Genomic DNA, 23,780 nt, shown 5'->3' with positions numbered 1-23,780 from the left:
TCTCAGCTTCCACGATAGGTCGAATAGCTCCAGGGCGTGGCGAGCAGCGGCACGTGGTAATGCGCGTCCGCATCCGCGACCGTGAACCGCAGCGGCACCAAATCGAGAAACGGCGGGTCTGTCACGGCAAGACCGCTGGCCTCGAAATAGGCCCCGATGTGGAAGGTCAGCATATAGGTGCCTGCGCTGAACGCATCGCCGGCGAGCAGCGGCTGGGCCGTGCGGCCATCGGCATTGGTGACGACCTGGTTGAGGCGCTGCCAAGCGCCGTCCGGCCTGAGCATGGCAAGCTCGATCGTGACGCCTTGCGCGGGCTTTCCCCGCACCGTGTCCAGTACATGCGTGCTCAGCCGCCCCATCGATGCCGTCCTCGTCAGATCGCTCCGGCAGAGTGCCCGAGCCTGCCTCCGGGCATCAAGCCTATATCGATCGTTGCGTGGGGCCTAGTACCCGGGGCTCGCGACTTATGTGCGGTTTCAGAACAGCAGCACGCCGTCATCTTCCTCCACCGGCGCTGCGGGCGCAGGCATGGCGGAAGCGAGGCCGAACCTCTGCAGCAAGTCGCGGTGAACTTCGCGTTCGCGCTCCATCGTATAGCGTGCGAACAGCTCATCCAGCAGCGGCTGATCGGCTGTCGTCAGCGCGACCTGCGCGGGCACGCTGTTCTGCGCGGCGATCGTGGCGGCCACGCCGGGAAGCCGGGCGGATGCCTGATCGAGCGCGGTGATGCGATCGCGTGCCCGGCTCAGCAGTTCGTCGAACGCGGCGCTCTCGCGCGCCAGCCGCGTCATCAGCCCGGCCAGTTGCGCGTTGCCGGCCTCGACCTCGTGCAGCGCGCTCAGCACCGCAGGCTCCAGCCGGGCGAGCTCGGCGGCATCGCCCTGGTCGCGCCGCTCGCGCAGCTCGCCGACAAAGCTTTCGATCCGGTCAAGAACGGGCTTCAGCCGCATGGCGCCCGCCGACATCTGGTCCGCGGACGCCTTGAGCTCGTTCGCGATCACCACGAACGCGTTGCCTTTCACGCCGGCACGGGCTGCGCGCAGGCTCGCATTCATGCCGATCAGGATGATGTCGTCCACGGCATCGCTGAGGCCGGAAATCGCCTCGCGGAAGCGCGCCACCGTTTCGGTGACCACGGACAGCGCCTCATCGACCGATCCGCCGGATTGCTCGCAGGCCGCGATCAGGCTCGATGCCTGCGACAATCGCTGCTTCACCGTGGACAGAAAGGACGACGGTTCGTCGGCTTCGCCGCCATAGATGGCGCGGCTCTGCGCGACCAGGCCCTCGGCATCGCACATGATCGCGCTCAACGCGCTCACCGTGCGCGCGAGATCCAGATCGAAGGCGCGCTTGGTATCCCTCAGCTGTTCGGCCTGGAGCTGGCCGATCAGCCAGGTCGCAGACCCGGCCGGCCCGAGCGGCTCCGGCACGATGGGTGGCGCGTGCTGGGCCGTGTGACCCAGCCCCTGGCAGATATGTTCGAGCCGCTGCCGCGTGGCATCGCCCGATTGCAGCGCCATGACGGCCTCCGCGATCGCAGACGCGATACGGCTTGCGGCCGTCGCGGCCATCTCCGTCAGCCTCGCCCCGTTCACCTGCTGTGCGGCCAGCTCCGAACGGGCGGTTACCAACCCGGCGGCGACCGACAACAGCTCGCTGCGATAGAGGTTCTCGAATTCCCGCTGCCGCGCCAGCGCGGCCTCGACGGCCTTGGCGAGCTGGATGCCGTCGCGGGCGCAGGCCTCGACCGAGCATTGCACCGACTGCCCGAGTTCGAACGCTTCGCGGGTGAAATCGAGAAAGCTCTGGCGCTCGCCATCGAACGATGCGGCCTCGATCCGTGCGCTGCGCGCGACGATCGTGATGGTCTGGATATGGCCGGACAACAGCTTGAGGACGGCAGAGGCTTGCTTCGCCTCCTCACCGATATTGGCGAGCAGCGCAGCTTCGGCCGGCAGCGCGTCGGCCACCGCGTTCAAGCGATCCGCGATATCCTGCAGCGCCTGCGACGCACCTTCGATCCGTCCGCCCGACAGTTCGCGGGACAGCACCGACAGGCCGCCCTCGAGCTCCTTGAAGACCGCGTGGCTGCGGCCGAGCCGATCGCCAACCTCGGCGAACGCCTCCTCGATTCGCGAGGATACGTCCGCGATGGCGGTCACCGCCGCAGCGCTTGCATCGGTCATCATGTCGGTCACGGACATCACCGCCTCAATCCGTCATGACGGCCTGGCCGGCCTGCTGCCACAGCATGATCTCCCGCGGAATCTGGCGTAGCGAAACCACCTTCTCCGCAGCGCCGCGGGCAATCGCCTCTTTCGGCATGCCGAACACCACGCAGCTCTCTTCGTCCTGCGCGCGCGTGGCCGCACCCAGCCTGCGCATCTCCAACAACCCGCGCGCACCGTCGTCGCCCATCCCCGTCATGATGATGCCGAGCGCGTTGGGCCCGGCATATTGGGCTGCCGAGCGGAAGAGAACATCGACGGACGGGCGATGCCGCGACACCGGCGGGCCGTCCTTGATGGCGATGTGATAGCGAACCCCGGTCCGCTGCAGCAGCATGTGGCGCGCGCCCGGCGCGATATAGGCCGAGCCCGACTGCACCGGCTCGCCATCTTCCGCTTCCTTGACATGGATCTGGCAGGTGCCGTTCAGCCGCTTCGCGAATGCCGCCGTGAAGCCCTGCGGCATGTGCTGCACGATCAGGATTCCCGGGCAATGCGGCGGCAACGCTTCGAGCACATCGGCAAGCGCCTCGGTTCCGCCGGTGGACGCGCCGATGCACACGATGCGCTCAGTCACCGGCCGCGAGCGGCTGGCCAGCGGCGGCGGAATGATCGCATCGGCGGTCAGCTTCTTCTCGACCAGCGTCCGGCGCGCCGGGCGCGACCGCACCCGCGCACGCGCCGCCGCCTTCACCGCTTCGCGCAGCCGCGCCGAACTCTCGAACAGCGCCTGCCGGGTGTCGATGCGGGGCTTGGGCACGATGTCCACTGCGCCGGCTTCCAGCGCTTCGAGCATCTGCTCGGAGCCGTCTTCCGTCAGTGACGAACAGATGATCACGGGAATCGGGCGCTGCGCCATGATCTTGCGCAGGAAGGTGATGCCGTCCATTCGCGGCATGGCGATGTCGAGCAGGATCACGTCGGGCAGCTCATTTTGCAGCCGGCGCGCCGCCGCAAACGGGTCCGACGCCGTGCCCATGATCTCGATGTCGGGATCTTCGCTCAGGATCGTCGTCAGGATCTGACGCACCGAGGCGGAGTCATCGACGATCAGCACCCGAATCTTTGGCTCGATCACCACACGCCCCCTTTCGCTAGACACGGAAGATGGTCGGCTGGACCTGCTTCAGGCCCGGCACGACGCTGTGGATCATCGATTCGGAATGGCCGACCATCAGGTAGCCGCCGGGCCTCAAGTGCGAGCAAAGCTGCTCGATCACCTTGCGTTGGGTCTCGCGCTCGAAATAGATCAGCACGTTGCGGCAGAAGATGATGTCCACGTCGCGATCGACAGGATAGCTGCCGTCCATCAGGTTCATGCGCATGAAGTTGGTCAGCCGGCGCAGCTCCGGCACGATGCGCACCTCGCCGCTGGTGCGGTCCCTCGACCTCAGGAAATAGCGCTTCGCGAACTCCTGCGGGACCGGCGCGAGCACGTCGCGGGTGTAGATCGCGGCCTTGGCGAACGCCAGGACGGTGGTCGAAATGTCGGTGCCCAGGATGCGAAACTGAAACGACCTGCCGCCGGTTCTCGTCATGTCATCCAGGACCATGGCAGCGGTATAGGCTTCCATGCCCATCGAGCAGGCCGCGCTCCAGATCTTGAGGTCCTTGCGGCCCCGGGCTTTCAGAAGCTCGGCCACCGCGACGTCCCTCATGAACTCGAAATGCGACGGCTCGCGGAAGAAGTCGGTCTTGTTGGTGGTGACGACATCGATCAGATGCGTGAGCTCGACCTCGAGCTGACCGGGCTCGAACAGGGTTTCGACATATTCGCTGATGCCGGAAAAATTCAGGGCGCGGACGCGCTTATGCAGGCGTCCCTCGAGCATCAGCCGCTTGGCCGCCGGCAGCTTGATGCCGACCTCTGTCTCGATCAGCTGGGCAATCGAACGGAAATGACGATCGGACAGCTGTGTAGCGGGAACGGCGGAGATCATTTCATGATACGACACTGGCCGCTTCCAATTCGGCCTGTCGGGCCACCGGCATCTCGGTATCGGACATCAGACGCGCAAGATCGAAGATGATGATGAACTTTTCTCCCTTGCGGCCGATCCGCGCGATGTAGTCGGACTGCCAGCGCCCGCCGACGGACGGCACCGGCTCGGTCGTGCTTTCGTCGATGTCGGTGACTTCGAACACGCAATCCGCGACGAAGCCGACGCCGACGATGCGGTCCTCGATCGGAACGTCGAGGATGATGATGCGGGTCGCATCGGTCGGCGGCACGCTCGGCAGATCGAGCTTCAGCCTGAGATCGACGATCGGATAGCCGCTGCCGCGTACGTCGATCATGCCGAGCAGGAAATGCGGCGCATGCGGCAGCCGCGAGATCGGCCGCATGTCCAGGATCTCGCGGACGTTGCGGATGCTGATGCCGAACGTTTCCCCGGCGAGGCCGAGCGTCAGATATTGCGAGATGGCGGCCATGCTGACCTTCCTTGAACCTGTGGGGAAACTTCAGATGCGGCGTGGCTCTCAGAGCGCCGCGCCGCATTGTCCGATGTCGAGCTCAACGATGAAAATCGGCGTCCCGCTCATCGCCGCCGTCGTCCAGCGTGAATGCAAAGCCGCCGCCTCCGGCCGCCTTCGCGGCGCGGCGCGGCGCGGCGCTCGGCGCCTTCTTAGGTCCGCGATCGGCCGCGGCCATCGTTGCGGCCTTGGCGCGGAGCTGACCGACCGCATGATCGATCGGCGCGGAAGCGGTGACCCTGGCAGCGGCCGCAGCAGGCTCGTCGATCCGGAAGAAGGAGATGGTGGCCTGCAGCTGCTCGGCTTGCGAGGCCAATTCCTCGGAGGTCGAAGACACCTGCTCGGAAGCGCTGGCGTTCTGCTGGCCGACCTTGTCGAGCTGCTGGATCGCCTGGTTGATCTGGGCGGAGCCGACATCCTGCTCGCGGCAGGCGGCGGTGATCTCTTCGACCAGTTCGGCCGTCTTCTTGATGTCGGGCACCAGCTTGGCCAGCATCGAGCCGGCTTCCTGTGCGACCTTGACGGTGTCGCCAGACAATTGTCCGATCTCCGCCGCCGCAGCCTGGCTGCGCTCGGCGAGCTTGCGCACTTCGGAGGCGACCACTGCAAAACCCTTGCCGTGCTCGCCGGCACGGGCCGCTTCCACGGCCGCGTTCAGCGCCAAGAGGTCGGTCTGCCGTGCGATCTCCTGCACGATGGTGATCTTCTCCGCGATCGTCTGCATCGCCTGCACCGCGCGGCCGACAGCGGCGCCGCTCGCTTCCGCGTCCTTGGCCGACTGCGCCGCGATCTTCTCGGTCTGGCTGGCGTTCTCGGCGTTCTGCTTCACATTCGCCGCCATCTCCTCCATCGAGGACGAAGCCTCTTCGGCGGAGGACGCCTGCTCGGTCGCGCCCTGCGACAGCTGTTCGGCGGAGGCCGACAGCTCCTGGCTGCCGGCGGAGACGTTCTGCGCGGCGGTCAATGCCTCCGAGACGATCTGACGAAGCTTCTCGACCATCCGCTCCAGCGCGATCCCGAGCGTATCCTTGTCCGACAGCCGCTTGGCGTCGACGGTCAGGTTGCCTTGCGCAATCTGGTTTGCGACGGCCGCCGTCTCGTTGAGGTTCGCCGTCATCTTGTTGAGCGACTTGACCAGATCCCCGATCTCATCATTGCTCGAGACGCTGATGTTCTGGCTGAGATCGCCGATGGCCACAGCGTCGGCGAGTCCGACGGCACGGGACAGCGCGCGGCTGATGCTGAGCGAAATCCAGAACGCTGCCACAATTGCGAGGACCAGCGACACCAGCACCAGGCTGATCATGATCATCTGCGCTCGCGCGCCATCCTCCCGCGCCTGGTCGGAGCGCTCGGCCATCAGCTTCTTGAGGAAGCCAGTGTAGTCATCGAGCGAGGCGAGGACGTCGCCAAAAGCCTTGCGGTCGTCCGTCACCGAACGCTCGATCCCCTTCGCTCTGTCTGCCTTGCCTACCTTGAAGGTCTGGTCCTGGACCGAATTCGCGTTGCTATAGATGGCTGAGAACTTATCCAGCATCTTCTTGCCGGTTTCGGTCGCCACGGCGTAGATCTCATCGTGGAGCTTGATCACCGAGGCGCGGAGATTGACGGTCTCGCCGATGTAGCGCTCGGTCTCGCTGTCCGTGGCGGCCATGAGAGCATTTTTCTCGGCCCGGATCTGCATGAGAACGTTTTCTTTCAGCGCGGCCGCCTTGTCCATGCGGCCGGCTGCGCCGACCAGAACTTCGGTTGTCGTCGCCATGTCGCTTAGTTTGAAATAACTGACGGCGCCTGCAACCATGAACAGCGTCAGCACAAGACCAAATGCACATGCCAGCTTGGCTTTGATGGTAAATCTCATATCAGCCCCACTCGTCCCAGCCCAGGACGTCCTTAGTTCAAAATGCGTTCCATATTCGGTACGATGACAAACTCTTCACGCCACTTGCTGATGCAGCGGATGTATTCCGGCCGCCAATGCATGCCGACCCGCGGCGTCTGCTGCACGTCGGCCCGCGTGATCTCGGTGACCTCGTAGACCTTGTCCGCGGTCAGCCCGACCAGCACCGGCTCGTTGTCCAGCTTGATCTCGATCACCACGATCCGGCTGTCGACCGAGGCGTCGGCTTGCGGCATCCCGAAGCGGACGCGAAGGTCCGCCAATGGGATCACATTGCCCCGCACGTTGATCACGCTCGCCACGAACGGCTTGGCGCCCGCCACCGGCGTCACCGCCACCGGATCAATGATCTCCCGCACCAGCTCGGCTTCCAGCGCGAACTTCTCCTCGCCCAGCCCGATCATCACCACCTGCAGCGATTGGTCGCCGGCCGCGGTCATGTCCCGGCTCTGCCCGATGCTCATCACGCCGCCTCGTTCATCTGCTTCTCGGCCTTCGCCTGCGCCAGCGCCACCAGCTGCGCCACATCCAGGATCAGCGCCGCGGTGCCGTCGCCCAGGATGGTCGCGCCCGAGAAGATCGTGACGTCCGAATGCAGCTTCGACAGCGACTTGATCACGGTCTGGTGGTTGCCGATGATCTGGTCCGCCACCAGCCCGACCCGGCTCTCCCCGGTCGAGATGATGATCGTCTTCTGGTGCGGGTCCGGCGTGCCGCCGGCATGCAGCAGCTCGCGCAACCGCAGGAACGGCACCAGGCCGCCGCGCACATTGAGGAAGCTGCGGCCGCGCGAGCGCTGGTCCTCAGCCGTCAGCTCGACGCATTCCTCCACCGCCGACAGCGGGATGATGTAGCGGCCTGCCCCGACCCGGATCAAAAGCCCTTCGATGATCGCCAAGGTCAACGGCAGCCGCAGCGTCACCGTGGTGCCCTGCCCTGGCTTCGTCGCAAGGTCGATGGTGCCGCGCATGTTCTCGATGGTGCGCTTGACCACGTCCATGCCGACGCCGCGGCCCGACAGCGCCGAGATCGTCTGTGCGGTCGAGAAGCCCGGGTGGAACAGATATTGGTGGATGTCGTTGTCGGACAGGCTCGCGCCCGGCGCGATCAGGCCCTGCTCCTCGGCCTTGGCTCTAATACGCGCGGTGTTGAGCCCGCCGCCATTGTCGCGCACCGTCACCAGCACCTGGGCGCCGGAATGGATCGCCTGCAGCTCGATGCGGCCCGGCTCGGTCTTGCCGGCCGCGGTCCGCCTCGCCGTATCCTCGATGCCGTGGTCGATCGCATTGCGGATCAGGTGCACCAGGGGATCGGCAAGGCACTCGATCATGGTCTTGTCGAGCTCGGTGTCCTCGCCCGCTGTGATGAACTCGACCGGCTTGTCGAGATCGCGCGACAGGTCGTGCACCAGGCGGCGGAAGCGGCCGAACAGCGAGCCGATCGGCACCATGCGCGCGCCCATCGTGGTGTCGCGCAGGCTGCCGGCCAGCCGCTCGATCTCCTCGGCGATCATCTTGATCGACAGGTCCGAGCTTGCCGCGGCCAATTGGCTCAGTCTTGCCTGCGCGATCACGAGCTCGCCGACCCGGTCCATCAGCTCGTCGAGCCGCTCGGCCTGCACCCGCACCGTCGCCACCGCGCGATCCTCGCCCCGCTTGCCCTCCTCGCGCCGCGCCTTGGCCGGAGCTTGTGTGGCCGGCGCAGCTGCAGGTTCGGTGGCGGCGGGCGCGACGGCGGCCGGGGCAAGCGGCGCCTCCTCAACGGAGACGATTGGCACCGCGTCAACCTCAGCAACGATCGCCGCCGGCGTATCTGGTGCTGCAGCAACGGGCACCAGCGCCAGATCCGCCACCGCCAGCGGCGTCACCACGAGCTTCATCTCGTCGCACACGAACATGAAGACGTCGTCGATCGCGCTCCGCTCGCAGTCACACTGCAGCGTGACGTCCCATTTGAGATAGCAGTCGTCCGGCTCCAGCGCATCCAGCAGCGGGATGGCGTCGGTCAGCGGCACCGCAAAGCACGGACCCAACTTGCAGAGGTCGTCGAGCAGGTCGAGCGGGTTCGAGCCGTTGCGCAGCACCTGCTGCTCGAACTCGAGGTAAAGCTTCCAGCCCGCTGCACCGGCCGACGCCACGGCTGTCGTTGCGGCAGGCATCTCCGCGGCCTGCTCCCGCGGGGCCACGAATTGCCTGAGATCGTCCAGGATCGCTTCGCCGATGATCGCGTCGGTGTCGTCCGGTACCTCGATCAGCGCACGGATATAATCCCTCGCCGCCAGCGCCACCGAGATCAGATCCTCTGTCGGGCTGATCTCGCCCTTCCTCACCTGATCGAACGCGGTCTCGAACTCATGCGTGAAGGCCGCGACCTTGTCGAAGCCGAACATCGCCCCGGAGCCCTTGATCGTATGCAGCGCACGAAACGCCGTGTCGACCAGCTCCTTGTCTTCCGGATGCTGACCAAGATCCAGCAGCGTTCCTTCCAACGCCTCCAACAGTTCGCTTGCTTCCTGGCGAAAAACCTCGGAGGGATCGAGACTGCTCATGGCCGTCCCGCCTCATCCAATTTGGCGCTCAAGACGAACTCAATCGACGGCCGTCGATCGGCCTGCTGCGTGACGCCATGGCCATTACGGCTGGCCACCATGTCGCAACTGACAGGAAGCCGGAATTTCGAGTCGACAGGATCAGCCACGCATGCCCCCACACGATCTTGGCTCGCCGCGCCCTCGAAGCGCCAAGACGGCATCAGGGTAGGAATTGAGGATTAGGGAATTGCTAAAAAGCGATAAGAAAAATTTCCCGTATCATTACGTAAATGCGCGGGCAGTGAGCTTACGTCGACGATTGAGCCCGGCTTCTGCAAGGGACAGGGTGATTAACCGCGAGGTAAGAACCGGCCCCTAGCTTTGGCGACTTTGGTGCTACCGTCCAAATTTTCAGCAGAGATCGGCGGATGTTGACCCAAGCGCTCATCGTTGACGATAGCCCATCGGTTCTTGATTTCCTGAAGCGTCTCATCGAAGCCGACGGCGCAGTCGAGGCCAGCACATTCCTTGATCCCGTCCAGGCCCTGGACATCGCCCGCGAGCGCCATTTCGACATCGTACTGGTTGACTATGAAATGCCGAAGATGGACGGCATCCGCTTCATCCGCGAGCTGCGTTCGCTGGCGGGCTTCAGCGAGACGCCGGTGGCCATGATCACATCGAGCGACTCCGACGACATCAAGCTGCGCGCATTGGAGGCCGGTGCGACCGACTTCCTTCCCAAACGTCCCAACAGCGTCGAAGTGAGGGTGCGCCTGCGCAATCTCGTCAGCCTCGGCCAGGCCGTCAGAAGCCTCAACGACCGCGCCTCGCATCTCGCCGTCGAAGTCGCAGCTGCAACGCGCAAGCTGCAGGAACGCGAGGAGGAGATCATCCTGCGCCTCGCGCTTGCCGTCGAATATCGCGACAACGACACCGGCGAGCATACGTTGCGGGTCGCCAAATACAGCCAGATCATCGCCGAGCAACTGAGCCTGCCGTCGCGCGTCTGTCGCGAGATCTATCTCGCCGCCCCGCTGCACGACGTCGGCAAAGTCGGGATTCCGGACCACATCCTGCTCAAGCCCGGCCGGCTCACCGACAGCGAGATGTCGATCGTGCGGACTCACGCCAAGATCGGGGAACACATCCTCGCGGACAGCGACTGCGACCTGATCCGGCTCGCGGCAACGATTGCGCTCGCACACCATGAGCGATGGGATGGCGCCGGCTATCCGAATGGACTGAAGGGGGCGGAGATTCCGATTGCGGCGCGCGTGGTCGCCGTGGCCGATGTCTTCGATGCGCTGACGACGCGGCGTCCCTATAAGGAGCCGATGTCGCTGCTGGACGCCCGCGACTATCTGGTCGGGAACCGGGCCCGGCATTTCGATCCCGATTGCGTCGACGCGTTCCTGTCGCGCTGGGACGAAGTCGCGACGATCGCAACGACGCAGTCACTGCCGCCGTTCCAGCGCAAGGACCGGCCGTCACGGCTGGTGGCCTGAGCGCGGCCATCGCGCGCCAGTCCCAAACGCGATCGCCATCAAGTTCGAGAGAGCTTAGCCTTCACCCGGACTGCGTCTTCCGATGCGAATGCGCTCGCTGCCATCGAAGCCGGATTGATCCGGCTTCGATGAACTCCGATGCGCGATCGATGCAGGCCGGCGCTGCCGCCTGGCTCAGCGCTGGAAATCGCCGTCGCGCTCGTCCACGCCATCGTCCATCGCAAAGGCAAAGCCGCCGCCGCCGGCTGCCTTGAGATTGCGCCGCGGCGGCGCTGCCCGCCCCGGCGCGGACTTCTTGGCGCCACGCTCGACCACCGCCATCTTGGCCGCCTTGGCGCGCAGCTGGCCGACGGCGCGATCGATGGGCGCCCCAGTTTCCCCGGCCGCATCGATTGCGGCGTCGTCGATCCGGAAGAAGGAGATGGTGGCCTGCAGCTGCTCAGCTTGCGAGGCCAATTCCTCGGAGGTCGAAGACACCTGCTCGGAGGCGCTGGCATTCTGCTGGCCGACCTTATCGAGCTGCTGGATCGCCTGATTGATCTGCGCCGAGCCGACGTCCTGCTCGCGGCAGGCTGCGGTAATCTCCTGGACCAACTCTGCGGTCTTCTTGATGTCAGGCACCAGCTTCCCAAGCATCGCGCCGGCTTCCTGCGCCACCTTGACGCTGTCGGTCGAGAGCGTGCCGATCTCCGCCGCCGCAGCCTGGCTGCGCTCGGCGAGCTTGCGCACTTCGGAGGCGACCACCGCGAAGCCCTTGCCGTGCTCGCCGGCGCGGGCGGCTTCCACCGCCGCGTTCAGCGCCAACAGGTCGGTCTGCCGTGCGATCTCCTGCACGATGGTGATCTTCTCGGCGATGGTCTGCATCGCCTGGACGGCACGGCCAACCGCGGCACCGCTGGTCTCAGCGTCCTTGGCGGACTGCGTCGCGATCTTCTCGGTCTGGCTGGCGTTCTCGGCGTTCTGCTTCACATTCGCGGCCATCTCCTCCATCGAGGAGGAGGCCTCTTCGGCCGAGGAGGCCTGCTCGGTCGCACCCTGGGACAGCTGTTCGGCGGAGGCCGACAGCTCCTGGCTGCCGGCGGAGACGTTGTTCGCCGCGGTCAGCGCCTCGGTGACCACCTGCCGCAGTTTTTCCACCATGCCGTTGAGCGAACGAATGAGGTCTCCGATCTCGTCATTGCTCGCCGAAGGGATGGTCCGGTTGAGATCGCCGTTGGCGACCGCGCCCGCCAAATCGACCGCGCGCCCGAGAGCCCGGCTGATACTGAGTGAAATCCAGATGGCAGCCGCGATCGCGATCGCCAGCGACGCTCCGATGATGGTCATGAGCATGAATTGGGCTTGCTGGCCTTCGACTCGCGATTGAACCACCTGCTCAGCCAGCAGCTTTTTCGTGTTCGAGACATAGGCAGTCATGGCTTCGAGAGCCTCGGCCACCACCTTGCGGCCCTCGTTCATCGTGCGCTCGGTCGCCTTTGCCTTGTCCGTTCGGGCGAGCTTGAACGTTTCGTCCTGGAACGCCATCATTCGCGAATAGGCAGAGGAGAAGCCGTCGAGAAGCTTTCTTCCGGTCTCGCTTGCCAGACCATAGACCTCGTCCCTGGTCTTTTGCGTGACCTCCCGGCTCTTCGCGGTGTCTGCGACAAACTGCTCGGCCTGCTGCTCCGTCCCGAGGACGGCGTTCTTCTCGTTGCGAAGCTGGATCAATATCTCCTTCTCGATCTCCGCAGCCTTCTCCATCCGCTTCGCGCGCAGCGCCATGCTGTCTGCATTGGCGATCATATCGCTCAGCTTCATGTAAGCGATCCCGCCGGCCGCCATCGACAGGACGATGATCACTCCGAACGCACATGCCAGCTTGGCTTTGATGGTAAATCTCATATCAGCCCCACTCGTCCCAGCCCAGGACGTCCTTAGTTCAAAATGCGTTCCATATTCGGTACGATGACAAACTCTTCACGCCACTTGCTGATGCAGCGGATGTATTCCGGCCGCCAATGCATGCCGACCCGCGGCGTCTGCTGCACGTCGGCCCGCGTGATCTCGGTGACCTCGTAGACCTTGTCCGCGGTCAGCCCGACCAGCACCGGCTCGTTGTCCAGCTTGATCTCGATCACCACGATCCGGCTGTCGACCGAGGCGTCGGCTTGCGGCATCCCGAAGCGGACGCGAAGGTCCGCCAATGGGATCACATTGCCCCGCACGTTGATCACGCTCGCCACGAACGGCTTGGCGCCCGCCACCGGCGTCACCGCCACCGGATCAATGATCTCCCGCACCAGCTCGGCTTCCAGCGCGAACTTCTCCTCGCCCAGCCCGATCATCACCACCTGCAGCGATTGGTCGCCGGCCGCGGTCATGTCCCGGCTCTGCCCGATGCTCATCACGCCGCCTCGTTCATCTGCTTCTCGGCCTTCGCCTGCGCCAGCGCCACCAGCTGCGCCACATCCAGGATCAGCGCCGCGGTGCCGTCGCCCAGGATGGTCGCGCCCGAGAAGATCGTGACGTCCGAATGCAGCTTCGACAGCGACTTGATCACGGTCTGGTGGTTGCCGATGATCTGGTCCGCCACCAGCCCGACCCGGCTCTCCCCGGTCGAGATGATGATCGTCTTCTGGTGCGGGTCCGGCGTGCCGCCGGCATGCAGCAGCTCGCGCAACCGCAGGAACGGCACCAGGCCGCCGCGCACATTGAGGAAGCTGCGGCCGCGCGAGCGCTGGTCCTCAGCCGTCAGCTCGACGCATTCCTCCACCGCCGACAGCGGGATGATGTAGCGGCCTGCCCCGACCCGGATCAAAAGCCCTTCGATGATCGCCAAGGTCAACGGCAGCCGCAGCGTCACCGTGGTGCCCTGCCCTGGCTTCGTCGCAAGGTCGATGGTGCCGCGCATGTTCTCGATGGTGCGCTTGACCACGTCCATGCCGACGCCGCGGCCCGACAGCGCCGAGATCGTCTGTGCGGTCGAGAAGCCCGGGTGGAACAGATATTGGTGGATGTCGTTGTCGGACAGGCTCGCGCCCGGCGCGATCAGGCCCTGCTCCTCGGCCTTGGCTCTAATACGCGCGGTGTTGAGCCCGCCGCCATTGTCGCGCACCGTCACCAGCACCTGGGCGCCGGAATGGATCGCCTGCAGCTCGATGCGGCCCGGCTCGGTCTTGCCGGCCGCGGTCCGCCTCGCCGTATCCTCGATGCCGTGGTCGATCGCATTGCGGATCAGGTGCACCAGGGGATCGGCAAGGCACTCGATCATGGTCTTGTCGAGCTCGGTGTCCTCGCCCGCTGTGATGAACTCGACCGGCTTGTCGAGATCGCGCGACAGGTCGTGCACCAGGCGGCGGAAGCGGCCGAACAGCGAGCCGATCGGCACCATGCGCGCGCCCATCGTGGTGTCGCGCAGGCTGCCGGCCAGCCGCTCGATCTCCTCGGCGATCATCTTGATCGACAGGTCCGAGCTTGCCGCGGCCAATTGGCTCAGTCTTGCCTGCGCGATCACGAGCTCGCCGACCCGGTCCATCAGCTCGTCGAGCCGCTCGGCCTGCACCCGCACCGTCGCCACCGCGCGATCCTCGCCCCGCTTGCCCTCCTCGCGCCGCGCCTTGGCCGGAGCTTGTGTGGCCGGCGCAGCTGCAGGTTCGGTGGCGGCGGGCGCGACGGCGGCCGGGGCAAGCGGCGCCTCCTCAACGGAGACGATTGGCACCGCGTCAACCTCAGCAACGATCGCCGCCGGCGTATCTGGTGCTGCAGCAACGGGCACCAGCGCCAGATCCGCCACCGCCAGCGGCGTCACCACGAGCTTCATCTCGTCGCACACGAACATGAAGACGTCGTCGATCGCGCTCCGCTCGCAGTCACACTGCAGCGTGACGTCCCATTTGAGATAGCAGTCGTCCGCCTCCAGCGCATCCAGCAGCGGAATGGCGTCGGTCAGCGGCACCGCAAAGCACGGACCCAGTTTGCAGAGGTCGTCGAGCAGGTCGAGCGGGTTCGAGCCGTTGCGCAGCACCTGCTGCTCGAACTCGAGATAGAGCTTCCAGCCCGCGACACCGCCCGCCTGCACCGGCGCCACGGCTGTCGTTGCGGCAGGCAGCTCCGCCGCCTGCTCCCGCGGAGCCACGAATTGCCTGAGATCATCCAGGATCGCTTCGCCGATGATCGCGTCGGTGTCGTCCGGTGCCTCGATCAGCGCACGGATGTAGTCCCTCGCCGCCAGCGCGACCGAGATCAGATCTTCCGTCGGGCTGATCTCGCCCTTCCTCACCTGATCGAACGCGGTCTCGAACTCATGCGTGAAGGCTGCGACCTGGTCGAAGCCGAACATCGCCCCGGAGCCCTTGATCGTATGCAGCGCACGAAACGCAGTGTCGACCAGCTCCTTGTCTTCCGGACGCTGACCAAGATCCAGCAGCGTTCCTTCCAACGCCTCCAACAGTTCGCTTGCTTCCTGACGGAAAACTGCGGTGGCGTCGAGGACGTTCATGCCCGCACCAGTTTGCCCACCACGGCCAGCAACTGCGCAGGGACAAACGGCTTGGTAATCCACCCCGTCGCGCCGGCGCTCTTGGCTTCCTGCTTGGCGCCGTCGCTGGATTCGGTGGTCAGGAAGACAATGGGCAAGCCAGTAAGCGTCGGCTGCTTGCGCAACGCTCGGATCAACTCCAACCCGTTCATCACGGGCATATTGAGGTCGGTGATCACCATGTCAGGCCGGCTGGCCTGAGCCTTGGCAAGTCCCTGAGCGCCGTCACCTGCCTCGATCACGCTGTGGCCGGCGGGCTCCAGCGTCATTCTGATCATCTGGCGCATGCTCGGAGAGTCGTCGACGGTCAGGATGGTCGCCATGGGCGCCTCTTCTTGTTAATGGAAATGATGCTCGATCATTTCGTCGCTGGTGAACCCGGCGCGGCGCATGGTCTTACGGAGCGCTTGCGAGAACGCTGTCAGAACGACCTTGCGTCCCTCGGCCCGGCCCGTTTTGGCCGTCGACAGCAGCAGCTGAATCGATGTCACATCCGCCTTATCGACGCTCGAGCAGTCGATTTCGAGTCTGTCGTGACGGCGAAAGGCGTCGCGGATCAGGTCGCACACGGCCCGGATCGCCGCAATGCTGCAGTCGGCCGGCAGACGCAACGCCTGTCTGGGTGGAGTCAGATCAGACATCGGTCAGCCTCCAAAAGCTCTGCGATCCACAGAACTCGTGACGTGAACCGCTTACCTCACGGACGATAGATTTGAGGAATGAGAAAAGCGTTAATGATCAGCAGTTGCGCGAGCTGACATGCATTGCGTGCGGCTGCGATGGTAAATCGAACACCAGCAGAGCCCTTTGCTATTGGCCATCAATAATGATACGATACAGTATCTTTTAGTTTTCGTTCAAAAAGGAAACGTGCGTGTCAATGGTTTCGAAACGTCGTCGATCCCTCGTCGCCGCGGCGCTGTGCAGCCTCGCCTGCATGCTGGCTGCATGCGCGACGGTGCAGCGTGCGACCTACTCCGCCACCGAGGCGAAGCGCGCGACCATCGACGGCTTCGGCGAAATCCGGATGTGGGCCGACGCGCCGCCGGAGAGTTTTGACCGTTCGTCGATCAAGCCCCGACAACAGCCGAACAAGCCGTTCGCCTACCTTGCGCTCTCGGGCGGCGGCGGCGATGGCGCCTTCGGGGCCGGCGTGCTCAACGGCTGGACCGAGACCGGCACCCGTCCTGAATTCACCATCGTGTCCGGCGTCAGTACCGGCGCGCTGATCGCTCCTTTTGCATTCCTCGGACCGAGCTATGACGCGACGCTGAAGGAGCTGTACACCAGCGGCCTCGCAAGTTCCTTTGCCGCCTCGCCCAACGCTTTCGGCGCACTGTTCGGGTCCTCGATCTTCGACGGCCAGCCGCTGCACGAGGCGATCAGCCATTATGCCACGCCGGAACTCCTGCAGGCGATCGCGATCGAGCACGCCAAGGGGCGGCGACTTCTGGTGGTGACGACGGATTTGGATGCCGCCCGTCCGGTGTTATGGGACATGGGAGCCATCGCCTCCTCTCCCTCCCCCCGCGCACTCGCGCTGTTCCGCCAGGTGCTCACCGCTTCGGCCAGCGCACCGGTCGCGTTCCCGCCGATGATGATCCAGGCATCGGCCGATGGCCGTTTCATCGATGAGATGCACGTCGATGGCGGGGTCTCGACGCAGGTCTTCACCTTTCCCGATCGCCTTTTGCGCCAGCCGGACGGCGCAAAGCTCCGCTTTGCGCCCAAGCCCGCGATCTACGTCATCATGAACGGGCGAACGTCGCCGGCGTTCGAACCTGTGGAGAATGGCACGCGGGCGATTGCGGTTCGCTCACTCTCGCTGAAAAGCAAGCGCGAGACGCGATCCTATCTCGCGGCAACATATGAATATGCCAAACGCAACGGCCTCGCCTTCAGCATGACCTCGATCGATGCATCGGTTCCCGAGAGCCCGGGGGTCGGCTTCGAGACCGACTACATGAGAAGCCTCTATCGTCTCGGCTATGACATGGCCCGCTCCAAACAGCTCTGGCAGCATTCGCCGCCCGAGCTGTGAACCGCGCCAAAACGGCGCAGAACTGCTATTGTCCGCAGTTGACACCTGCGTACGCTCGATATAAACGATACAGTATAGTTTTATTCATGAGGCTCTGCGATCGAAAACTGCCGCCACACTGTACGGCCAGTGCGGAGCGGGATGATCGACGCAGGAATGCACCAGGAGCAGCCGATGCCAAGCAAATATCTCCGCGCGCTTGTCCTGACCGGCGCACTGGCCTTCGGTCCGGCCCATGCCGTTTCGATCGAACCCCAGTCCCCCGCGACTGCTCAATCGGGAGACGACGGGAGTCTGTCTCAAGAGGCCGTCGATCGCGAACTCGACCTGTTTCGCAAGGCGGGGATCTCGCTGCGCCAGGCGCTGCGGATCGCCGAAAAGGCTCATCCGGGCTCCATCACGGCGGATATCAGCTTCGATGGGGCGCTCGGCGCGCCGCTGTACAAGGTCCGAACCGTCAGCAGCGGCCAGATCTTTGAATGCGAGGTGGACGGGACAACCGCGGAGATCAGGAACAGCACACCGTTCTCGTCGCTGCAGGGCCTGAACGAGATCGACCGCCGCAACCTGCTCGCGCTGCGCTCGGCCCGCCTCAAGATGTCCGATGCGGTGCTGATCGCGGAGAGATCGGCTGCAGGCAAGGCCATCGCCGGCGGATTGGCGAACAAGGACGGCCAGTTGAATTTCGTCATCATCGTGGTGAGCAAGGACGGCCTGAAGCAGGTGCAGCTCGAACCGGTGCCGCGCGCCAGACGCTGACCGGGCCTGGCGTCAACCCGCCTCCGGGCCGCACGCCGCGAGGAAGACATTGACGCGTTCGCGGATGAAGTCCGGCAGCTCCTTGCGGACCGTGGCCTCGTCGGCACCCATAAGACAGCCCATCAGGGTGGGAAGCAGGATCAGGTCCAGGAATATCTCGGCGGTCGCGGCCGCGCTCCGGCCCGCGGCTGCTCGCTTGGCCGTGCGTGTCGGCCCGCGGGTCATGTCCACCAGCAGCTTGCCGACCGCATTCTGCGCGTGGTCGCGCGAAGCGTGGTGCGCATCGCGGCTCAGCTTGGGAAAACGGCCGGATTCCGCGATGGTCACGCGCAGCAGACCGACCGCCTCTTTCAGCGCGCAATCGACGACGGCGCTGGCAAGATTGATCAGCTTCTCCTGCAGCGTCCGTCCCACGGGTGTATAGTTCTCGAAATCCGTCAAGCCGTGGACGACACGCGCCACGACGGCGATGAACAGCGCCTCCTTCCCGGAGAACCGCGCATAGATGGTCGGCTTGCTGGCCGGCGCGGTTTCCGCGATCTCGTCGATGGTCGCACCACCGAAACCGCGCTTCAGGAACACATGCTGCGCGGCATCGAGGATGCGCTGGTCGACGTCGCCGGCCAGGTCCTTGGGCGGTCTGCCGACCCGTCGCACCGGATCCGCACGCTTGGTTTTGGTCTGGGCTTTCGCCCGGGTCTTGACCTGGGGCTTAACCTGGGTTTTGGCCTGGGTTCGACTCATCCGGCGCGATCTCGACTGACTGAAGCCATTTGGCGTCCGTCATCGGATGACACGTTCTGGTTCGACCGGCAATAGACCCGGTCTCGGCGTTCGTTCTGCCTGGCAACAGAGGCCCCGCTCTGGGACTCCGGGTCAACCCGCCGCGCGAAGGCGCACCCCCTGTGCAAGCTCGGCGAGGCCGCCGATCGTCGCCGACGAGTTCTCCCTCAACTCGCGGAGGTCGTAAGCCAGGTTGGCGATGGTCCCGAGCCCGACCCTGCCTGCCGCCAGATCCTGGCGCAGCAAGGCATTGAGGATGCGCGCTTCAACCTCTATGTGGCTCTGTAATCCCGCCTTCACCGAATTACCGAACTGCTCGCCAACATCGGCAGGGCGCAAATGATAATTGGCGAGAACGCGCGGCACGACCTGGATGTCGAACTGCGATAGCAGGCGCATGTAGAAGTCCCAATCGCCGAGAACGGGAAGCTCCTCGCGATAGAGACCCACCGTCTGGTGCACGCCGGCCCGGTACAGGAACGAAATCGGCGGAACGAAATTCCGCGACGCCATCCGGAACAGCGTCACATTGCGCATCCAATGATTAAACGGACGCACACCCTCGCGCGTGATGGTGCCATCGAGCACGACTTCGTCGATACATTGAGTATGGCAGACCACGCCGGCGACCGACGCCGGCTGGCGATCGAGCGCGGCGACCATGGTCGGCAGAAAACTCTCATGCCAACTGTCGTCGTCGTCGTGAACGACGAGGAGTTCGCCGCGAGCGGCCCGAACCCCGGCGTTGGCTGCGGCCCAGCGCCCCTTGGACTCGGCGTGATGGATCACCGAGACGCGGTTGCGCACCCCTTCGGGAATCTGGGTGAGCAGACCGTCCAGCGCCTCGGCATCGCCGCCGTCATTGACGATGACGATCTCCCAATCCTGAAAATGCTGCTGCTGTACGCTGAGCAGGCTGCGCGCCAGGAAGACCAGGCGGTCCTTGGTGCGGGTGATGACGGAGACGCGCGGCATGGGATGACCTAATTCGCAAGCATCATGGGGGCGAAGTTATCGCCCGCCTCGGGCGCGAGCGCAGGAGCCTTCATCGCCACCTCAGCGACGGCCTTGTCGAACACGAGCAGGGTCTTGTCGGCGCCGATCTGCTGCAGATGATAAGTATCGACTGCGCTCAAGGTGAGACCGAGCACGGCGGCAGCATTGCGATAGGCATCGAGCGAGCGCCAGCGCACATGCCGGGCAGCGCTCGGTGTGTCCGGGAAATGCTCAAGAACCAGCAGCCGACCGCCGGGCCTCAACGCGCTTGCGAGCGCCTTGAGGCCGCGCGCCCATAATTCGTCATCGACGATGTGGAAGAACACGTCCATGCAGATGGCGACGTCGACCGGCGGCACCGCGACCTGGTCGAAGGCGCCCGCGATGAACGTGCCGTTCGGCACACGAATGCGGGCTTCTCCGATCGCGGTCTCGGAGAAATCGACTCCGATCACGTCGAAGCCGAGGGCGGCACAGAGCGCAGAGACGAGACCGATGCCGCAGCCGGCATCGAGCAGGAGCTTGCCGTTCGGCTCGGGGAATTTCTCAAGCAGTGCCCCGCGCAGACGCTCGGCATTAGCAGCATAATCCGCCTGATTCTGTCCGTCGCTCAGGCCGATATGACCGACGCTGCGGATCGAACCCTTGAACGAAACATGCCGCTGCTCCCAATAGGCGCGCGGGTCGAACGCCGCCGATCTGTCGAGCGCGCCGAGCAGCCCGCGGACGGCCCGCTCCTGGCGCGAGACCGAATAGCGCTCGACGACGAACGACCGATAAGCGTTGGATTGGGCTTGTAGAATGCGCGCGACGGCCTGATCGACGCTGGCGAACAGCGCGTCTTGAGGCCAGGTCTTGGCGGCGCCGGGATAGTCGTGCACCACCGGCCAGCAACCGCTCGCCATCGCTTCGCCGATGTTCATGCCAAAACTTTCATAGAGCGTGGTGGAGAGCAGCACGCCCTTGTCGCGGTACCAATGCTCGATATCGGCGACCCGCCCGTAGAAGCTGATGGACCGGCTGAGGTCCATCGCGCCGATCAGATGGTCGAGGTAGCGCGCCGTGCGCGCGCAGTTGACCTCGCCCGCCACATGGAGGTGATAACGCGGATCGATATCGACCAGGCGACGCAGGATCTGCAGCGCCAGCATTGGATTCTTCTTCATCGCGACATCGCCGACCCAGGCGATGCGAAAGGGGTCGCCTGCATCCGGCCCAGGCGCAAAGCGATTGCAATCGATGCCGTTTGAGATCACCGAGTGGCTGACGTGCTTCGGCAGCTCGGGCAACTGCTTGAACAGCTCGTCGCGGATATCCTCGCTGACGAAGATAAGATGATCGACCGCCTCCCATTTCACCTGGTGCGGAAAGCGGCCGTCGATCACCTCGGTCGAATGCAGCCGAACGATGACTTTCTTGGCCTGCGCGCGCATATCGACGCGGTTGGTGGCCCAGACCGCATGCTCCAGACACCATTCCAGCCAGACGATATCGGCCCAGGCGATCGCCTCGAGCAGTTCGCGCTCGTTGCGAGAATGCAGGAAGCGGATGTCGTGGTCAGGCGCAAGATAGGCGATGATGTCGCGCAGGAACGAGAGCTCCTGCGGCTTCAAGATGTCGAGAAAGGCGATGCGCGGACGCCGGCCGGTGTCCGCGCCGGATGCGGATTGCTTGAACGCCTGATGATCCATGACATGCCTGCCCGTGCCGGCCGAAACAGCCCTGGATCTGAAACGTAACCTCGCGCTGAATCAGGCGAGAAATTTGTCTGGTCAGGCGTCGATGTCGATGTGCTGCGTCTCCTTGCCGATCAGAAGCGCGATCAGCGTCAACACGGCCATCGCGGAAAGATAAAGACCGACCAAGAACGGGGAGCCGCCGCCGGCGCTCCATAGCGCGATCGCAATGAACGGCGCGACCGCAGCACCAAGGATGGACGACACATTGTAGGAAATGCCCGAGCCGGTATAGCGCACATTGGCGGGAAACAGTTCCGGCAACAGCGCGCCCATCGGGCCGAAGGTCATGCCCATCAGCGCAAAGCCGAGGACGAGCCAGGCCATTACGCCGACGAAACCCGCCTTCAGCATCGGCACCCAGAGCAGGCCGAAGACCGCGATCGCCGAGGTCACGGCGATCAGGGTCTTGCGGCGGCCGTGACGATCGGCCCAGGGGCCGGACACGAGGGTGAAGATTCCGAAGAACACGACGCCGACGATCATCATCAGCACGAAGCTGCGATAATCATAGCCGAGGCCCGGCAGCGGCGCGCTCACCGCGGCGCGGCCGTAGGACAGCGAGAACGTGGTCATCAGGTAGAACAGCACATAGGTCGCAAGCATGTAGAAGGTGCCGAGGATCAGTTCCCGCCAATAGGTGCGCAACGCGGCCGCGAGCGGCAGCTTGTGCACCGCCCCGGTCCGCACGGCCTTCTCGAAGGCTTTGCTTTCGACCAGATTGAGTCGCACCCACAGGCCCACCACGACCATCACGGCCGAGAACAGGAACGGGATGCGCCAGCCCCAGGCGAGGAACGCCTGCGACGGCCGCGACGGATCGCCCGACGGCAGCATCGCGGCGATGATCAGGAACAGGCCGTTGGCGATGATGAAGCCGATCGGCGCGCCGAGTTGCGGGAAAGTGCCGAAAATGGCGCGCTTGCCCTTGGGCGCGTTCTCGGTGGCGACCAGCGCTGCACCACTCCACTCGCCACCGAGCGCAAAACCTTGCGCGAGACGGAGCACGACGAGCAGCGCCGGCGCGATCCAGCCGGCGACCGGAAAGGTCGGCAGCACGCCGATCAGGAATGTGGCGATGCCCATCGTAAGCAGCGCGCCGACGAGGGTGATCTTGCGGCCGCGCTTGTCGCCGAGATGGCCGAAGAATACCGCGCCGAGCGGGCGCGCGATCATGGCCGCGCCGAACACGGCAAAGGAGGCGAGCAGCGCCGTGGTGTCATTGCCGGCAGGGAAGAACAGGTGCGGGAACACCAGCACGGCCGCGGTGGCGTAGACGTAGAAGTCGTAGAACTCGATGGTGGTGCCGACGAGGCTCGCCAGGATAACGCGGGAGCGTGGATTGAGCGGGACGGCGGGAGAGGTCTCGATGGCGACAGTCGACATTGACGTGTTAAAAACTCCTCATTCGCGCGGGAGAAGAGCCCGCGCGAGCCGGCAGATGACGGTCCATGACCCGGAATGGGGGCTCTGATGGCACAGCGGGGCGGCCCAGTAACCCCTTGACAATGCAGAGCTCGCATGCAGCCGTGGCTGCTCATTGGCACTCGCCGGCTCTGGATTTTACCCGCGGCTTTCTGCCCGGCGACCGGAACGACCTCTACGAGACGTTCAACAGGGGCCCACAAGGCATTCGAGGGTTTGCTCAGGCGCCCGTTGGTCGGAGGCCCGCGAACTGATGGAGCGCTGGTGCAAGCTCAACGATGACGCAGCCGCCGCCGCGCCGCGCGACCGGTGCGCAACGAACGGGCTCGATCTCGAAGCGAGACTCCGTCGCGGATCGGCAGATCTCCATCCGGCTGTGGCATGCGCGTAACAGGCGGGTAGCGCCGCCCGTTGCTTGCTAGACGATGCCAAGGAGCGGCCCTGGAGCAGGTGCTCAGGAACCGGACGCCGGGCCCTTCGAGCACGGGTCGTCGGGCATGGGCCGCCAGACCTGCGATCCTGTCCTTCAGCCCGGCGAGGGCTGCTGACATCGAGCGGCCCAAACTGACCACCCACCGAAACGGTCGTTGGGAAGCTGCCCGGCGCCTGTCCACGCTGGCCTCGCCTCGGGTGGAAATAGCGGTTGGACGACGGTCCTGATCCTCGCCGGCACCAGCAAGACCGGCTGGCATCATCGGTCGATGGGACTTTTCCGAGGGCCCCACCACGATCAGGAGTTTACGCATGCGTCTCACCTTCGGCCCACTCCGGCCGATCCGGCGGGCCTTCGGCCGCGAACATGGTTTATCGGCGCTGACTGAAGCCTGTCGGCCCATGTCAGCGAATTGTCAGCTTGGCGACCTTGCAGGTCGTTCGCCGC

Annotated in this window: 20 protein-coding genes; 3 read left to right on the top strand and 17 right to left on the bottom strand. The window is 64.7% G+C overall.

From position 1 onward, the window contains the following. Positions 1-2 precede the first annotated feature (2 nt). The 8 genes from uraH to QX034_RS15080 all read right to left on the bottom strand — a co-directional run bounded on the left by uraH (position 3) and on the right by QX034_RS15080 (position 9,154). On the bottom strand, positions 3-359 hold the full coding sequence (gene uraH / locus QX034_RS15115; RefSeq protein WP_315763984.1) for a hydroxyisourate hydrolase: 357 nt from the start codon (positions 357-359) through the stop codon (positions 3-5). Positions 360-476: 117 nt separating this feature from the next. Continuing rightward, positions 477-2,207, bottom strand: a complete 1,731-nt coding sequence (locus QX034_RS15110) for a chemotaxis protein (protein ID WP_315767568.1) — start codon at positions 2,205-2,207, stop codon at positions 477-479. A gap of 7 nt (positions 2,208-2,214) precedes the next feature. Next, positions 2,215-3,309: a chemotaxis response regulator protein-glutamate methylesterase gene (locus QX034_RS15105; RefSeq protein WP_315701788.1), complete on the bottom strand. Its 1,095-nt coding sequence runs from the start codon at positions 3,307-3,309 to the stop codon at positions 2,215-2,217. Between the two features lie 16 nt (positions 3,310-3,325). After that, positions 3,326-4,171 (bottom strand): CheR family methyltransferase, encoded by an 846-nt coding sequence (locus QX034_RS15100; RefSeq protein ID WP_315703111.1) that lies wholly within the window; start codon positions 4,169-4,171, stop codon positions 3,326-3,328. A 1-nt stretch (position 4,172) separates the two neighbouring features. After that, positions 4,173-4,664: a chemotaxis protein CheW gene (locus QX034_RS15095; RefSeq protein WP_315701789.1), complete on the bottom strand. Its 492-nt coding sequence runs from the start codon at positions 4,662-4,664 to the stop codon at positions 4,173-4,175. An 82-nt stretch (positions 4,665-4,746) separates the two neighbouring features. Beyond that, on the bottom strand, positions 4,747-6,567 hold the full coding sequence (locus tag QX034_RS15090) for a methyl-accepting chemotaxis protein (protein ID WP_315701790.1): 1,821 nt from the start codon (positions 6,565-6,567) through the stop codon (positions 4,747-4,749). A 32-nt stretch (positions 6,568-6,599) separates the two neighbouring features. Continuing rightward, the gene (locus QX034_RS15085) at positions 6,600-7,070 is read right to left on the bottom strand and encodes a chemotaxis protein CheW (RefSeq protein WP_315701791.1); all 471 of its coding nucleotides are present in this window, start codon (positions 7,068-7,070) and stop codon (positions 6,600-6,602) included. Next, positions 7,070-9,154: a chemotaxis protein CheA gene (locus tag QX034_RS15080; protein ID WP_316195532.1), complete on the bottom strand. Its 2,085-nt coding sequence runs from the start codon at positions 9,152-9,154 to the stop codon at positions 7,070-7,072. Before QX034_RS15080 ends, QX034_RS15085 begins: the two co-directional genes overlap by 1 nt. Positions 9,155-9,564: 410 nt before the next feature. Between QX034_RS15080 and QX034_RS15075 the strand changes: the two genes are divergently transcribed. Then, a complete protein-coding gene (locus QX034_RS15075; protein WP_315742364.1) occupies positions 9,565-10,644 on the top strand; it encodes an HD domain-containing phosphohydrolase in 1,080 nt (359 codons plus the stop codon). Positions 10,645-10,818: 174 nt separating this feature from the next. Here QX034_RS15075 and QX034_RS15070 read toward each other — a convergent pair whose 3' ends face one another. From QX034_RS15070 to QX034_RS15050, 5 genes are read right to left on the bottom strand one after another with little or no spacing between them, the layout of a single operon-like run. Next, entirely contained in the window at positions 10,819-12,525 is a 1,707-nt protein-coding gene (locus QX034_RS15070; protein WP_315767571.1) for a methyl-accepting chemotaxis protein, read from the bottom strand. Between the two features lie 32 nt (positions 12,526-12,557). Further along, positions 12,558-13,028: a chemotaxis protein CheW gene (locus tag QX034_RS15065; RefSeq protein ID WP_315701791.1), complete on the bottom strand. Its 471-nt coding sequence runs from the start codon at positions 13,026-13,028 to the stop codon at positions 12,558-12,560. Then, positions 13,028-15,121 (bottom strand): chemotaxis protein CheA, encoded by a 2,094-nt coding sequence (locus tag QX034_RS15060; RefSeq protein WP_316195530.1) that lies wholly within the window; start codon positions 15,119-15,121, stop codon positions 13,028-13,030. Before QX034_RS15060 ends, QX034_RS15065 begins: the two co-directional genes overlap by 1 nt. Next, positions 15,118-15,483 (bottom strand): response regulator, encoded by a 366-nt coding sequence (locus QX034_RS15055; protein ID WP_315701793.1) that lies wholly within the window; start codon positions 15,481-15,483, stop codon positions 15,118-15,120. Before QX034_RS15055 ends, QX034_RS15060 begins: the two co-directional genes overlap by 4 nt. Positions 15,484-15,498: 15 nt before the next feature. Then, positions 15,499-15,801, bottom strand: a complete 303-nt coding sequence (locus QX034_RS15050) for an STAS domain-containing protein (RefSeq protein WP_315701794.1) — start codon at positions 15,799-15,801, stop codon at positions 15,499-15,501. A 239-nt stretch (positions 15,802-16,040) separates the two neighbouring features. Between QX034_RS15050 and QX034_RS15045 the strand changes: the two genes are divergently transcribed. Beyond that, the gene (locus QX034_RS15045; protein WP_315701795.1) at positions 16,041-17,201 is read left to right on the top strand and encodes a patatin-like phospholipase family protein; all 1,161 of its coding nucleotides are present in this window, start codon (positions 16,041-16,043) and stop codon (positions 17,199-17,201) included. A gap of 174 nt (positions 17,202-17,375) precedes the next feature. Then, complete coding sequence (locus QX034_RS15040) at positions 17,376-17,960, top strand: PepSY domain-containing protein (RefSeq protein WP_315701796.1); 585 nt, start codon at positions 17,376-17,378, stop codon at positions 17,958-17,960. Between the two features lie 12 nt (positions 17,961-17,972). On the opposite strand, the gene QX034_RS15035 is transcribed toward QX034_RS15040, so the two are convergent. The 4 genes from QX034_RS15035 to QX034_RS15020 form a co-directional block, all read right to left on the bottom strand. Further along, complete coding sequence (locus QX034_RS15035) at positions 17,973-18,704, bottom strand: helix-turn-helix domain-containing protein (RefSeq protein ID WP_315701797.1); 732 nt, start codon at positions 18,702-18,704, stop codon at positions 17,973-17,975. A 132-nt stretch (positions 18,705-18,836) separates the two neighbouring features. Further along, positions 18,837-19,718 (bottom strand): glycosyltransferase family 2 protein, encoded by an 882-nt coding sequence (locus QX034_RS15030; RefSeq protein ID WP_315701798.1) that lies wholly within the window; start codon positions 19,716-19,718, stop codon positions 18,837-18,839. Positions 19,719-19,726: 8 nt separating this feature from the next. After that, positions 19,727-21,430 carry a glycosyltransferase gene (locus QX034_RS15025; RefSeq protein ID WP_315763960.1) on the bottom strand — a complete coding sequence of 568 codons (1,704 nt, stop codon included), beginning with the start codon at positions 21,428-21,430 and terminating at the stop codon, positions 19,727-19,729. An 81-nt stretch (positions 21,431-21,511) separates the two neighbouring features. Further along, positions 21,512-22,861, bottom strand: coding sequence for an MFS transporter (locus QX034_RS15020; RefSeq protein WP_315701800.1), 1,350 nt, complete (start codon positions 22,859-22,861; stop codon positions 21,512-21,514). Positions 22,862-23,780 lie beyond the last annotated feature (919 nt).

The sequence above is a fragment of the Bradyrhizobium sp. SZCCHNR3119 genome (assembly GCF_032487775.1).
Classification (GTDB): Bacteria; Pseudomonadota; Alphaproteobacteria; order Rhizobiales; family Xanthobacteraceae; genus Bradyrhizobium.
The sequence above is the reverse complement of the archived record's forward strand: the minus strand, read 5'-3'. Positions and strand labels throughout refer to the sequence as shown.

What these genes read in the sequence shown, in the direction of transcription:
- uraH (WP_315763984.1), bottom strand. Translation starts at nt 359, where the DNA reads ATGGGGCGGCTGAGCACGCATGTACTGGACACGGTGCGGGGAAAGCCC.
- QX034_RS15110 (WP_315767568.1), bottom strand. Translation starts at nt 2,207, where the DNA reads ATGTCCGTGACCGACATGATGACCGATGCAAGCGCTGCGGCGGTGACC.
- QX034_RS15100 (WP_315703111.1), bottom strand. Translation starts at nt 4,171, where the DNA reads ATGATCTCCGCCGTTCCCGCTACACAGCTGTCCGATCGTCATTTCCGT.
- QX034_RS15095 (WP_315701789.1), bottom strand. Translation starts at nt 4,664, where the DNA reads ATGGCCGCCATCTCGCAATATCTGACGCTCGGCCTCGCCGGGGAAACG.
- QX034_RS15090 (WP_315701790.1), bottom strand. Translation starts at nt 6,567, where the DNA reads ATGAGATTTACCATCAAAGCCAAGCTGGCATGTGCATTTGGTCTTGTG.
- QX034_RS15085 (WP_315701791.1), bottom strand. Translation starts at nt 7,070, where the DNA reads ATGAGCATCGGGCAGAGCCGGGACATGACCGCGGCCGGCGACCAATCG.
- QX034_RS15080 (WP_316195532.1), bottom strand. Translation starts at nt 9,154, where the DNA reads ATGAGCAGTCTCGATCCCTCCGAGGTTTTTCGCCAGGAAGCAAGCGAA.
- QX034_RS15075 (WP_315742364.1), top strand. Translation starts at nt 9,565, where the DNA reads ATGTTGACCCAAGCGCTCATCGTTGACGATAGCCCATCGGTTCTTGAT.
- QX034_RS15070 (WP_315767571.1), bottom strand. Translation starts at nt 12,525, where the DNA reads ATGAGATTTACCATCAAAGCCAAGCTGGCATGTGCGTTCGGAGTGATC.
- QX034_RS15065 (WP_315701791.1), bottom strand. Translation starts at nt 13,028, where the DNA reads ATGAGCATCGGGCAGAGCCGGGACATGACCGCGGCCGGCGACCAATCG.
- QX034_RS15060 (WP_316195530.1), bottom strand. Translation starts at nt 15,121, where the DNA reads ATGAACGTCCTCGACGCCACCGCAGTTTTCCGTCAGGAAGCAAGCGAA.
- QX034_RS15055 (WP_315701793.1), bottom strand. Translation starts at nt 15,483, where the DNA reads ATGGCGACCATCCTGACCGTCGACGACTCTCCGAGCATGCGCCAGATG.
- QX034_RS15050 (WP_315701794.1), bottom strand. Translation starts at nt 15,801, where the DNA reads ATGTCTGATCTGACTCCACCCAGACAGGCGTTGCGTCTGCCGGCCGAC.
- QX034_RS15045 (WP_315701795.1), top strand. Translation starts at nt 16,041, where the DNA reads ATGGTTTCGAAACGTCGTCGATCCCTCGTCGCCGCGGCGCTGTGCAGC.
- QX034_RS15040 (WP_315701796.1), top strand. Translation starts at nt 17,376, where the DNA reads ATGCCAAGCAAATATCTCCGCGCGCTTGTCCTGACCGGCGCACTGGCC.
- QX034_RS15035 (WP_315701797.1), bottom strand. Translation starts at nt 18,704, where the DNA reads ATGAGTCGAACCCAGGCCAAAACCCAGGTTAAGCCCCAGGTCAAGACC.
- QX034_RS15030 (WP_315701798.1), bottom strand. Translation starts at nt 19,718, where the DNA reads ATGCCGCGCGTCTCCGTCATCACCCGCACCAAGGACCGCCTGGTCTTC.
- QX034_RS15025 (WP_315763960.1), bottom strand. Translation starts at nt 21,430, where the DNA reads ATGGATCATCAGGCGTTCAAGCAATCCGCATCCGGCGCGGACACCGGC.
- QX034_RS15020 (WP_315701800.1), bottom strand. Translation starts at nt 22,861, where the DNA reads ATGTCGACTGTCGCCATCGAGACCTCTCCCGCCGTCCCGCTCAATCCA.